A 12,444-nucleotide genomic window follows, 5' to 3' on the forward strand; every position below is an offset into this window, starting at 1 on the left:
GCCGCCGTAGCCGCGGGCGTTGACCAGGACCGTGCGGACCGGGCCCGGCCGCACCTCGCGGACCAGGTTCAGGCCGTGCGCCGGGTCGGGGGTGTCGAGGTTGCCGACGGCCGGCAGGACGCTGTCCCGGATCGAGAGCAACGCGGTGGCCACCGACAGTGCCGAACCGGCGGCGCACAGGCGTCCCACCAGGCCCTGCGGGGCGGTGACGGGCACCGGGCGGGCGCCGAACACGGCCCGGATAGCCGCCGCCTCCTGCGTGTCGAGGTCGGACGAGCCGGCGCCGTCGGCGAACACGACATCGACCTCGTCCGGTGCGACGTCGGCGTCGGCGAGTGCGCGGCGCATCGCGACGGCCAGCCAGCGACCGTCGGTGGCCGTGCGTCCATGCCCGAGCGCGTCCTGGGTCGCCGCGTAGCCGGCGATCTCGCCGTACAGCCGGGGCGCACCGCGCGCGGCGGCGGCCGCCGGGTCCTCGACGATCAGGGTCGCCCCGCCCTCCCCGGGCAGGTAGCCGTTGGCCCGCACGTCGAACGGCTTGTAACCGTCGGCGGGCGCCGTGGCCGTGCTGACCCGGCCGCTGGAGAGATGGCAGGTCAGCGCGTACGGGGTCAGACCCGATTCGGCGCCGCCGGCGAGCACCGTCGAGGTGCCGCGCCGGATGACCCGCCTGGCCTGCGCGAGGCTGTCCAGACCGCCGGCGCCGTCACTGACCACCACGCCGGACGGGCCCTTGAGCCCGTGGCGGATCGACGTCTGGCCGGTCGTCGCCGCGTAGAACCAGGCGATCGACTGGTAGACGCTGACGGCGGTCCGCCCCCTGGTCCACAGCCGTTCCAGTTCACGCTGGCCGAAGTCGTTGCCTCCCGACCCGCTGCCGAAGACCACCGCGGTGGCGTACGGCTCGTGGGCACTGGGATCGTAGGCGGCATCGGCCAGGGCGAGCCGGGAGGCGGCCATCCCGAACCAGGTCCACCGGTCGGTCTGGACCAGGTAGCGCTTGTCGACGTGCGCCTCGGGTTCGAACCCGCCGACCTCCCCGGCCAGCCGGGCGTCGTAGCGGGACGGATCGAACCGGCTGATCGGGGCGATCCGCAGCTGTCCGCGCAGCGTCGACGCCCAGTACTCCTCGACGCCGATCCCGCTGGGCGCGACGATCCCCAGCCCGGTGACGACCGGACGCACGGCACCGGACACCGGCCGAGCCCATCCTCGGGCCTCGGCCGTTCCCGCCGAGGGAGCGGGGGCGGTCATCGGTCCGGACCGGTCAGGACGATGGCGGACTGGAACCCACCGAAACCGCTGCCGACCGACACGGCCACGTCCACCGTGTGGTCCCGGGCGGTGTTCGGGACGTAGTCCAGGTCGCATTCCGGATCACGGGTGGACCAGTTCGCCGTCGGCGGGACGACGTCGTTCTCGATGGCCAGCGCGCACGCGGCGATCTCCAACGAGCCGATCGCGCCGAGCGAATGGCCGATCATCGACTTGATCGAGCTCACCGGCACCTCGTAGGCCCGCTCGCCCAGGGACCGTTTGAACGCGGCCGTCTCGTGCCGGTCGTTCTGTTTGGTCCCCGAACCGTGGGCGTTGATGTAGTTGATGTCGTGCGCGCCGACCCGGGCGGTGTCCATCGCGACCCGGATCGCCTCGGCCATCTCGACGCCGTCGGGGCGCAGACCCGTCATGTGGAACGCGTTGGAGCGCGACGCGTAGCCGGCGACCAGCGCGTAGATGTGCGCGCCGCGGGCGCGGGCGGCGGCGGCGTCCTCGAGGACCAGGACCGCGCTGCCCTCACCCATGACGAACCCGTCCCGGGTGGCGTCGAAGGGACGCGAGGCGTGTTCGGGATCGTCGTTGCGCGCCGATGTCGCCCGGATCGCGTCGAAGCAGGCCACCGAGATCGGGGAGATCGGAGCGTCCGAGGCGCCGGCGAGCACGATGTCGGCCTCACCGTCGACGATCAGCTGCGCCCCGTAGCCGACGGCGTCGATTCCCGAGGTGCAGCCGGTGGAGACCACCGACGCCGGGCCGTGCGCCCCGAACCGGTGGGCCAGTTCGGTGGCCAGGCAGCTCGGAACGAGCGCGTGGTAGAGGAACGAACTGGCGTAGTGCGGGTCGACCTCCCACAGCCGGCCGGAGTCGGAGACCACGACGTACTCGTTCTCCAACCGGGTCGTCGCGCCCACCGCGCTGCCCAGGCAGACGCCCACCACCGGCCCGTCCCCACCGCCGTCGCCGCGGGGCTCGTCGCCGCTGGTCTCGGGAGCGGTGTCGTCGCCGCGGCGCAGGTCCAGGCCGCTGTCCTCGACGGCCTCCAGGGCCGCGGCCAGCGCGAACTGCACGAAACGGTCGTTGCGGGCGACCTCGCGCGCGGACAGTCCGGCCGCCCGCGGATCGAAGTCGCACTCGGCGGCCACCTGCGACCGGAACTGGGTCGGGTCGAACAACGACAGGCGGCGGGTCGCCGTCCGGCCGTCGGTCAGCAGGGTCCAGAACTCCTTGCGTCCCACTCCCCCAGGGGCGACCACACCGACGCCGGTGATGGCCACCTGTCGCGCTCCGCTCACGGCGTCGATCCAGCCGACGTACCACCGGCGTGCGGACCGGAGACGATCACGGGTGTGTGCGGCACGTGCGGGTTGGGGAGCTCCTCGGTGTCCACATGCCCGAGGTTCGGCCGGGGTGCCAGCGGGCTGAGGTGGAACACCAGGAACGCCGTCTCGTCGCCGGTGTTGACGATCCGGTGGCGCATCCCGATCGGGATGCACACGCCGTGATCGGCGGCGAGCTCGTGATGCTGGCCGTCCAGACGGGCGGTGACGCTGCCCCGCACGCAGAACAGGAACTCCTCGGAGTAGGGGTGCCAGTGTTCGGTCACGACCTCCCCCGGTTCCAGGGTCAGCGTGCCGAAGAAACCCGACGTGCAGCCGACGGTCGCCGGGGAGAGCAGGGTGCGCATGTCACCGCCACGGCGCCGGTTGGGGGCCACGTCGTGGGTGCACAGGACCTTCGGAGTGGTGATCACGGGAGCGGTCATCGCCGTCGTCCTCCTCAGACCTGTTCCGGCACGCTGAGCGCCGGGCTCGCCGCACCGGCCGCGGCCAGCTCGACCTTGTCCCGGATCACCGCCATCTCCCGGGCGCTGTTGGCGTTGATGTTCTTCGTCATCTGCTCGTCGTCGACGGGCGCGGACGGGCGAAGGTGGAAGTCCTGCACCCAGCGCATCCGGGTGCCGGCGCCCTCACGGGTGTAGGTCCAGTGGATGTGCATGTACTCGAACGGACCGGTCTCGACCCGGTAGGCGCGGACCTCGTGGTTGACCGGGTCGAGCGTGCGCTCGGAGACCCAGCTCCAGGCCGTGCCGTTCTCGTCGGGGTGCATCGTCAGGCGGAACTTGAAGGTGTTGGCGGTCGTCTCGAGGATCTCCACCGAGGCGTACTCGGTGAACAGCTGCGGCCAGGAGGCCAGGTCGTTGGTGATCGTCCAGACGGTGTCGATGTCGGCGTTGATGAGGATCGAGTTGTCGGTGTGCCCGCTCACAGCAGCTCCACAAAATCAGGGGGATCCGGGACGTAGGGCCTGGCCGGAGGACGTCAGACCGGTTCGGGCGCACCCAGGGCGTCGTTCACGGTGGCCAGGATCTGGTTGAGCGTGAAGCCCGGTGGCATCTCGCCCGGCAGTTCGACGCCGAAGCGGTCGGCGACCTCGGCGGACAGCTGCAGGTAGGCGAGCGAGTCGAGACCGATGTCCTCGAAGGTCACGTCCAGGTCGGCGGGATGATCCTCGGGCGGCAACCCGGCCTGTTCGGTGAGAAATGTGAACAAGTCGTCGGCGGTCCAGTGGTGTGGCATGACGGCGGGCTCCTTGACTGGTCCGGGCAGGGGTGACCGGTCCGGTGCCGAAGGGCGGCAACGGACCTTCCTCGGTACGGATGGTGCGTGGGCCGACACACCGAGGTGGGCGGGCCCAGGTCCCGCGCTACGTTGCGCGGGCGAGGCATGGGGGTGGCCGGACTGGCCGCGGCGGCCAGGGTGTCCGGGCCAGGGTGTCCGGGCCAGGGTGTCCGGGCCAGGGTGTCCGGGCCAGGGTGTCCGGGCCATCGGATGGCCGGGCGGGGTCCGCGCGCGGGGCCTGCGACCGTGACAGATGCCGAGCGGTCAGCGTGGGCCGGCGGGCGGCGAACCGGCCGGTGCGGGCCCGGCCCGGCAGCGGGCCGCGCCACGGTGCGGGGGGCTCGGTCGACCACGGGCGATGCCGCGGGTGAGCGCCTCGCGCGCGGGCGGGCCGGTGCCAGGCTCGAAAGGACGACCGGAGTCGAGCCGGGGTGGCGAGCGGGCCGCGGAGGTGGGTTAGGCGTCCGTGGGCGCCGACCACTGGTAGAAGCTGCGCGCCATCGCGTCCCGCGGGCCGCGCCAGGTCTGTGGGTCGTAGGCCGAGATGTACCGCTCGAGCTTGCTGTTCACGTCGACGAACAACGGGTGGTCACGGACGTCGGCCACGGCGGGCGCGACGTCCGTGAGCGCGTCGATGAGGTGGAAGTACAGCCCGTGGAACGCGAACAGCTCACGCCGGGTGACTCCCACGAGACCGGGCAGCGCGCCCGCGTCGGACTCCGCGAAGGTCCGCGCGACCGCGGAGGCGTCCGCGGGGTCCATCCTCGCCACGATCAGGGTCCGATGTGTCGGCGGGACCGATGTCGTGACAACGGGCTGCGATCCGGCAACTGCGGGCACGGAAGGGCTCCTCAGACGCTCTCAGACGGTGACCTGTGGAAACAGGCCGAAACCGACACTCGTCAGTACTCGGCACATCGAGAGCATGCGACCACCCGCTGCCGCTGTCCTGGAATCTGCCTGGCAGCAAACTGTCAGGCAGCCAACTGCCAAGCAACAAAAAGACGACAGTCAATGCCGGTAGAACCAAGACATCATCAACTCAGGTACCGCGGGTGTCGCGCCTACAACCAGCCGCGGCGCGTGGCCAGGGTGCCCGCCTGGAAACGGCTGCGGGCGTCGAGTCGGGACATCAGATCCGCGATCATGCGACGCACGGTACGCACCGACACGCCGAGGTGACGCGCCGCGGCCTCGTCCTTCACCCCGAGGCTGAGCAGCCGCAGCAACAGTCGCTCGGAGTCGGAGGGACGGTCGTCCAGGCCCGTGCGCGCGCCGTCCGCGGCGGGCTCGTCGGCCAGCGGCTCGGCGGCGTCCCACACCTGCTCGAACAGGGTGAGCAGCACCGAGGTCAGCTCCGGGGTCCGGACCAGCAGCACCGGCCCGCTCGCCGCGCCGGACCCACCGGCGCCGCCCCGCCCGATGCCGGCGCTGCCGCTCGGCCCGACCAGGGCGACCCGACCGTCGACGGTGGTCGCGTCCAGACGTGGGTCGTCTAGGACCCGTGCGACCAGACCGTGCGCGGCGACGGTGCGCACATAGCCGGCGCCGGGCTCGTCCAGGCGCATCGCCCGCGGCAGGACGCTGCGCATCACCACCCCGCGGCGCAGGGCCCGCAACGCGATCGGCAGCATGTCGGTGGACAGCGTCGGCGTCAGGCCGCGGCGGGTGTGCAGGGTGAGCACCTCCCGCTCGGCCCGCCCCATGATCGCCAGCAGCTCGCCGCGGGCCTGGTCGGGACTGTCGATGCGCTGCACCTCCACCCCGCCGCGGTCGGGTCGTCCCTCGAGGTAGTCGGAGACGAACTCGCCGATCTGCGCCCGGGCCCGCACCAGTCGCTCATGGCGTCGGATGAGCTGCTCGTGCTGGGACTGCAGCAGATGGTCCAGGCTCGCCTCCGGGTGCACGGCGACGAAGTGCCCCGAGCGTTCCCGGGAGGCCAGCAGCAGACCGAGTTCCAGCAGCCGGTCACGTACCCGGCCCACCTCCCGGACCGGCTGGTGCAGCAGTCCGGCCACCTCGGCCACCGTCAGGGAGGAGTGCCGCAGCCAGATGCGGTAGGCGGCCAGGGTGACATCGTCGAACTCGAGCAGATCGGAAACCCTGCCCAGGGCCGCACTGTGGCTCTCGGTGGTGCTCACCCTGATCTCTGGGGCAGCATCGGACGTCCGGCCTGTTCGGCCGAGACCATGTCCAGGGCATGGCGCACCAGGGCGACCAGTGCCTGACGGACCGACTCGCGCTGGCGGGCGTCGCAGAACACCATCGGACGGCGGGGGTCGAGGTCCAGGGCCGCCCGCACGTCCTCCACCCGGTACTCCCGGGAACCGTCGAACCGGTTGAGCGCCACGAGGAACGGGATGTCGCGTTCCTCGAAGTAGTCGATCGCCGGAAACGAGTCGGCCAGGCGTCTGGTGTCCACCAGCACGACCGCGCCGATCGCGCCGAGGACGAGCTCGTCCCACATGAACCAGAACCGGTCCTGCCCGGGTGTCCCGAACAGGTACAGGATCACGCTGTCCAGCAGGGTGATCCGACCGAAGTCCATCGCGACGGTGGTCGTCGTCTTCGCGCTGACCGAGCTCGTGTCATCGATCCCGATGCTGGCCGCGGTCATCGCGGCCTCGGTGGTCAGCGGGGGGATCTCGCTGACCACGCCGACGAACGTGGTCTTGCCGACACCGAAACCGCCAGCAATGATGATCTTTACCGGATGTGGTGACGCGGTCTCCGGTGACCGCGGCCTAGAGGGCCTGTAGTCCATCGAGCACCCTTTCGATGAGGGCTGCGGAGGGGCGGTCCGAAGGTCGGGCCGGCCGGGCCACCGTGACCAGGCCGCCGTCGAGCATGTCGCCGACGAGGACCCGCACGACACCGACCGGGAGATCCAGCCGGGCCGAGATCTCCACGATCGACTGCATCCGGTGACACAGCAGCGCGATCGCACGCTGTTCGGCCTCCAGCGTCGCGGTCATCAGCCGTCCGTTGGGCGTGGTGGTCACGAGCGCGACCAGCTCCAACGCCCGGTTGGTCGGGCGGGTCCGGCCCCCGGTGACGGCATAGGGGCGGACAACCGGACCCGCTTCTTCGTCGAACCATTCCTCGTCGTACGACATACCGGTCCTCCTGCCTCGCGAGTTGGTGTGGTGTCGGGTCGGGTCGGGCAGGGGTCGACCGGCGGACGAGGTTCACGGCCGCACCCCCGTCGGCCGGTGACACCGCCGCTACAGCGGCAGCGCGGACTGCATCTGCGCGCGTAGCTCCGGTGTCAGGAACTCCCCGACCCTGGTCACCAGCAGGGCCATCTCGTAGGCGATCAGCCCGATGTCCGCGCCGGGGCTGGACAGGATGGCCAGGCACGAGCCGTCACCGACCGCCGTGACGAACAGGAAGCCCTCGTCCATCTCGACGATGGTCTGGCGGACGTTGCCGCCACCGAAGAACCGGCCGGCACCGCGGGCCAGGCTGTTGAACCCGGACGCGACGGCGGCGAGCTGGTCGGCGGTAGCCCGGTCCATCCCGTACGACGTCGCCAGGAGCAGGCCGTCGGAGGACAGAGCGATCACGTAGGTGACTTCCGGCACCTTCTTGACAAGGTTGTTGAGCAACCAGCTCATGTTCTCGGACGGTCCCAGCGGACGCATCTCAGGTCACCCTTCCCACATCGTCGCTGTCGTTCGTGTCCTGTCCGTCCGCGAGCCCGCGGCCGAAGTTGCTCTGGAAGGACGACATCATGGAGCGGATCTCCTCCGGGCTGCGCTGCGCGGCCAGCGGTGCGGGGGTCTCCCGGGCCGCGTCCCTGCGTAGCTGCGGAGCGAGGCTCGCCCGCCTGGTCCGCTGCGGCAGTCCCTGCGCCTCGGGCTCGTGCGATCCCAGGTCGTCGAGGTCCGGGACGCCGTTGCCGTTGCCGCGGGCGGGCGGCTGCGCCCGCCGCAGCGGCGTGAGCGGCCCCGCGGCGGGAGCCTCGCCCCGACCGGCACCGGTCGGGTACGGCTCGGGGAGCTGCCCGCCGCCGGTGCGTGGCCCGGTCTGGCGGCTCAGCGGCGCGGTGAGCGGGTCCCGTCGACCGGCGAGTCCATGACCGGACGGCTCGCCGCCCGCACCGCCCCAGGAGGGTTCCCCCAGGCCGGACGGACGGGCCAGCGGGTCAGCCGGGTCACCCGCGCCGATCGGGCCACCCGGCACACCGAACGCGCCCGGCCCGCCGGCGGCGGGGAAACCACCCGGTCGGCCGGGGGCGCCCAGGGCACCCTGGCCGCTGGGCGCGCCCGGGTCGCGGCCGGTGGCGGACAGGCCCTCCGGCACGAACGCGTTGCGTCCGCCCCGGGCTCGCCGGCTGGGCAGTGCCGGGAACTCCGGTCCACCCGCCGCCTCGTCGGACCCCACCGGGAAACCGCCGGGATGGCCGGGATGGCCGGGTTCCGATCCGGACCGCGATTCGCCCAGGGGGTCACCGGGGCCAGCCGGGCCGCCGGGGCCGTGCGGGTGGTCGTCGCCTGGCTGATCGCCGCGTTCGGAGGTGAACCAGCTCGACCGGACGGTGGCGAACACCGGCAGGTCGTCCAGCAGCGGCTCATCCGAGCCGCTGCCACCCGCGGCCGGCGAGCGCTCGCCGCCGCGCGCCGACGTGTCCACCGGCCAGCCCTGTTCGGTCTCGCCGTCGGCCGCGCCGAACGACTCGTCCGCGGGCTGTTGCGGCGTGACCAGCGGCTGGGTCGGTGCCGGCGGCGCCGCGAACGGCCCGGTCGGGGCCAGCGCCTCGGCGCCGAACGGACCGCCCGGGTCGGCGCGACCGACCGTCGTGTCGGTGTCGAAGCCAGCCGCGTCCGGGTCAGCCGCGCCGGCCGGCTCGGGAACGGCGGCGAGGGTGAGGTCGGGTCGCTCGGTGCCACGCAGGTCGGTGTCGCCCCCGGTGGGATCGATGCCGCCGCGGGAACGGTCGAGGTCACGCGCCGGCGCCGCCGATCGGCCGCGGGCGTCGCGCAGCCCACCCGGGCCGCGGTGGGGACGCGCCGACCTGGTCGAGCCGGGGAAACCGTCCTCGTCCAGGGCCCCACCATCCAGCGCCGGCACCGCCGGCGCGGGCAGCGCCCGGACCGTGGCGCCGCCGCCGGTCGCCCGGCTGTCCTCGGGGTCCTCCACCTGGCGTAGCAGCGTGCTCGGGACCAGCACGATCGACATCGTCCCGCCGTAGGGCGAGGGGCGCAGCCGCACCGACACGCTGTGCCGGTCGGCGAGGCGACCGACGACGAACAGGCCGAGCCGCTCACTGGTCGACAGGTCGAACGGCGGCGGGTTCGCGAGGCGGTCGTTGAGGGCGTGGAACTCCTCCGGGCTCATTCCCAGGCCGCGGTCCTCGACCTCGATGACGAATCCGTTGGACACCTCGTGCCCGGTGACCTGAACCGGCGTATGAGGCGGAGAGAAGGAGGTCGCGTTTTCAATGAGTTCGGCGAGCATGTGAATGATGTCACCTACCGCGTGGCCACTGATGGCTCCGCCGTCGATCGGCATCACACGAACTCGGGTGTAGTCCTCGACCTCGGCGACCGCACCGCGCACCACATCCTTGATGGCAACCGGACGTCGCCAGCCACGGGCGGGTTTGGAACCGGACAGGACGATGAGGTCCTCGGCGTGGCGGCGCATCCGGGTGGCGAGATGGTCGAGGCGGAACAGTTCCTCGAGCTCGTCGGGGTCGGTCTCCTTGCGCTCCATGCTGTCAATGATCTTCAGTTGCCGGTGGATCAGTGCCTGGCTTCGGCGGGCGAGGTTCAGGAACGTATCCCCGATGCTCTTGCGCATCGCGGCCTGTTCCACCGCGGTGCGCACGGCCACCGCATGCACGGTGGAGAACGCATCGGCCAGCTGGCCGATCTCGTCCGTACTCTGAACGCCGACCGGGAATACCTCGGCGTCCATATCGACTGGCTCGCCTCGGTGCAGGCGCTCGACGACTCCGGGAAGTCGATCATTGGCGACCTCGAGCGCACCCTGGCGCAGGCGCCGAAGGTGGCGGATCATCGGGCTCGCCACCAGCAGCGAAATCACGACGGACAGGATGAGGATCACCGCGACGCCGGTTCCGCCGAACAGGGCGTTCCGCGTCGCCGACCGGGACAGCTGGCGGCTCGTTCCACCCAGGTCGGTGGCGATACGCGTCTCGACCTCGTGCATCGCGTCGATTTTCTTGCCGACGGTGCCCAGCCAGGTGGCCTGGGTGATGGTCACCGGCTGCTGGCGCTGGACGTTGCCGACCGTCTCGTCCCGCATGGCGGTGGCCGCCGCGATCGTGCGTCCGACGGTGACGTTGTAGAAGGACTGCTCGTCGGGTGTCGCCGTGGTGCGGAACTGCTGCAGCCAGGCGTCCTCGGAACCGGCCGAGGTCTGGATCAGCCGCAGCGTCGTCGGGTCGGTCTGCCCCAGGATGATCACACGGGCGACCGCGCCACGCTGCTGGGCGGCCTGCTCCTTGGCCTGGGAGATGGCCACGAGGGTGGTCGCGCCGTTGACCAGGCGGGCGTCATGGCTACCGGCCGCGACCCGGCCGTTGAGCGAGAGCAGGTCTCGGACGAGCTCGTTGTAGTAGTCGTTGTTCTGGTCCACCTGGGCCTGGTGGCCGTCGATGGCCCTGCGCTGGGCGGCCAGTCGCCCCAGCCGCGCGGAGATCGAGTCGAGCGTGCTCGCCAGGGTGTCCCGGGCGTCGGAGGGCAGGTCCGTCTCGCCGGTGCGATAGATCCCCAGCGCCTGGTCGACCGGGCCGCGCGCGGCGGTCGCCGTCTCCCCCTGGGCCGCGGCCAGGTAGGACGAACCAACAAAGGAGTTAGTGGCGAAACGTTCGACCTGCAGCGCCGCTACCAGGCCGTTTGCTTTGATCGCAAAGCCGGCGAGTGCCTTCGTGCGGTTCGCGGCCCGGACGTTGTCGACGTTCCCCCGCACCTGTATCACGCTCAGTACCGCCAAGGCGGCCAGGGGGACGACGAGAATCACCACGAGCTTCGAGCGGATGGGCCAATTCTGGAGCATCCGGTCCTCTCGTCCGGCACCCGGCAGTTGGGCGCCTCGTGTGCGGGGGTGAGTGGTTCTGGTTCAGCGGGACATGTCCCCGAAGGACCACACGTGGAGGCGATCGGCGGCCGGATTCGTGGGCACGGCGCCGTTCGTCGGAGTGCTTTTTACGGGGCTCGGGCAACTCTAGCGAGGGGATTCCGACTACCTCGTTAGGGGCGCCCCTTGTCGACAGAAAGGCGGTGGTGTGTTGCAGGCCGTGACGAATATTCGCACGCCGGATGATGTGACATCGGTGGCCCCTGAATGAATTCGGGGTAGCGGAAGGCAGACAGCCTCGGAGCACCGAAACGAACCCGATCCGGCAGTGACTGGCACGGGCCAGCCCGAACTGGCGGCATGACTGCGACGCAAACCCGCCGATCGGCGCTCGGCGGCAACAACACGCGAACACCGAGGTTGCTGGAAGCCCATCAAAAGGTCCCGGGATGCACAGCCATCCATCGAGTTGGACCCGGAAGCGACCAGCCAGGCTCTTTGCTTGCCGTGAAGAGCGGGCTTCGGTGCGGCCCGCGCCCGCCGCGCCCGTCGCCGTCGGCCCGTCAGACCGGCTGGAACGCCGCCCGGCGGACGACCCGTCCGGGCTGGCGCGGTACTGGTCCGGCGGCGCTCGTCCTTTCGCTACCCACACCGATGACCTTTCAATCCACCCGGTGGATTCAGGACGTCGACCGGGCCGGACGCACCCGGTGGACCAGAGTCGACTGGCCCACGGTGGCCACCAGCGCGCCGGTGTGGTCGTACATCGAGGCCCGCAGCTGCGCGACGTTGCGCACCACCGCCTCCACCCGCACGTCCAGCAGGATCCACTCGCCGCTGGGCACGGCGACGACCCGCAGATGGTTGTCCAGGCTCGTGCCGTAGGTGATGTCGCCCAGCGCCTCGATCAGCGCGACCGGAGCGAAGTCGCCGAGGACCGCGAGCGCCGACGCGGTGAGCTCGGCGTCGGCGAGCACCCGACCCGACGGGCCGGGGGTGCGCATCCGCAGCCACAGCGCGCTGCGCCCGCGGCCGGGGGTGCCATCCAGCGTGGTGCGCTGCGGCCGGGCCCAGCGCTGCTCGACCAGCGACATCACGCCCCCGCGATCGAAGGTCAGCCAGTCCGGGAAGGTACGCGGCGGGCACTGCGACGGCGGCGGGGCCCAGTCGGCCGCGGGCGCGAAACGGGTGACGTCCTGGCTGCGACGGCCGAACGTTCCGGTGGTGACGAACACGACCCGACCGTCCACCGTCGCCCGCACCACCGCCTGGGACAGCCCTCCGTACGGCTCCAGGGCCAGTTCCACCGCCTCGCCGGCCTGCACCGGCCCCAGGAAGTGCGTCTGCGCCCACAGGCACTCCCGACCGCCACGGCGGCGCACCACCTCGATCGCGGCGGCCAGACCGCACCCACCCCACAACGTGCCCCGCGTGTTGCGCAGATGGCGGGCGGCGACGAAACGCCCGGGCCCCGCCTGGGCGTCCACCGTCAGCCCGAGCA

At 71.6% G+C, this 12,444-nt stretch carries 12 protein-coding genes; all 12 read right to left on the reverse strand.

Annotation, left to right across the window (positions count from 1 at the left end):
- The coding region (locus tag G6R24_RS12230; protein WP_163549376.1) for a beta-ketoacyl synthase N-terminal-like domain-containing protein at positions 1-1,254 on the reverse strand (1,254 nt) is incomplete at its 3' end.
- Complete coding sequence (locus G6R24_RS12235; protein WP_163549377.1) at positions 1,251-2,570, reverse strand: beta-ketoacyl-[acyl-carrier-protein] synthase family protein; 1,320 nt, start codon at positions 2,568-2,570, stop codon at positions 1,251-1,253. The genes G6R24_RS12235 and G6R24_RS12230, both read right to left, overlap by 4 nt.
- Complete coding sequence (locus G6R24_RS12240; RefSeq protein WP_163549378.1) at positions 2,567-3,040, reverse strand: cupin domain-containing protein; 474 nt, start codon at positions 3,038-3,040, stop codon at positions 2,567-2,569. The genes G6R24_RS12235 and G6R24_RS12240 overlap by 4 nt, the downstream gene beginning before the upstream one ends.
- A 14-nt stretch (positions 3,041-3,054) precedes the next feature.
- Positions 3,055-3,543: an SRPBCC family protein gene (locus G6R24_RS12245; RefSeq protein WP_163549379.1), complete on the reverse strand. Its 489-nt coding sequence runs from the start codon at positions 3,541-3,543 to the stop codon at positions 3,055-3,057.
- A 53-nt stretch (positions 3,544-3,596) separates the two neighbouring features.
- The gene (locus G6R24_RS12250; RefSeq protein ID WP_163549380.1) at positions 3,597-3,854 is read right to left on the reverse strand and encodes an acyl carrier protein; all 258 of its coding nucleotides are present in this window, start codon (positions 3,852-3,854) and stop codon (positions 3,597-3,599) included.
- Between the two features lie 498 nt (positions 3,855-4,352).
- Positions 4,353-4,736 carry a TcmI family type II polyketide cyclase gene (locus G6R24_RS12255; RefSeq protein WP_163549381.1) on the reverse strand — a complete coding sequence of 128 codons (384 nt, stop codon included), beginning with the start codon at positions 4,734-4,736 and terminating at the stop codon, positions 4,353-4,355.
- A 224-nt stretch (positions 4,737-4,960) separates the two neighbouring features.
- On the reverse strand, positions 4,961-6,037 hold the full coding sequence (locus G6R24_RS12260; RefSeq protein ID WP_225438449.1) for a LuxR C-terminal-related transcriptional regulator: 1,077 nt from the start codon (positions 6,035-6,037) through the stop codon (positions 4,961-4,963).
- Positions 6,034-6,660 (reverse strand): GTP-binding protein, encoded by a 627-nt coding sequence (locus G6R24_RS12265; protein WP_163549382.1) that lies wholly within the window; start codon positions 6,658-6,660, stop codon positions 6,034-6,036. Before G6R24_RS12265 ends, G6R24_RS12260 begins: the two co-directional genes overlap by 4 nt.
- Positions 6,641-7,012 carry a DUF742 domain-containing protein gene (locus G6R24_RS12270; RefSeq protein ID WP_163549383.1) on the reverse strand — a complete coding sequence of 124 codons (372 nt, stop codon included), beginning with the start codon at positions 7,010-7,012 and terminating at the stop codon, positions 6,641-6,643. Before G6R24_RS12270 ends, G6R24_RS12265 begins: the two co-directional genes overlap by 20 nt.
- A gap of 108 nt (positions 7,013-7,120) precedes the next feature.
- On the reverse strand, positions 7,121-7,540 hold the full coding sequence (locus G6R24_RS12275) for a roadblock/LC7 domain-containing protein (protein ID WP_011437246.1): 420 nt from the start codon (positions 7,538-7,540) through the stop codon (positions 7,121-7,123).
- 1 nt (position 7,541) lies between these two features.
- Entirely contained in the window at positions 7,542-10,922 is a 3,381-nt protein-coding gene (locus G6R24_RS12280; RefSeq protein WP_163549384.1) for a sensor histidine kinase, read from the reverse strand.
- A 701-nt stretch (positions 10,923-11,623) separates the two neighbouring features.
- The coding region (locus tag G6R24_RS12285; protein WP_163549385.1) for a thioesterase family protein at positions 11,624-12,444 on the reverse strand (821 nt) is incomplete at its 5' end.

Origin of the sequence: Candidatus Frankia nodulisporulans, from assembly GCF_902806475.1 — a bacterium.
Taxonomy (GTDB): domain Bacteria; phylum Actinomycetota; class Actinomycetes; order Frankiales; family Frankiaceae; genus Frankia; species Frankia umida.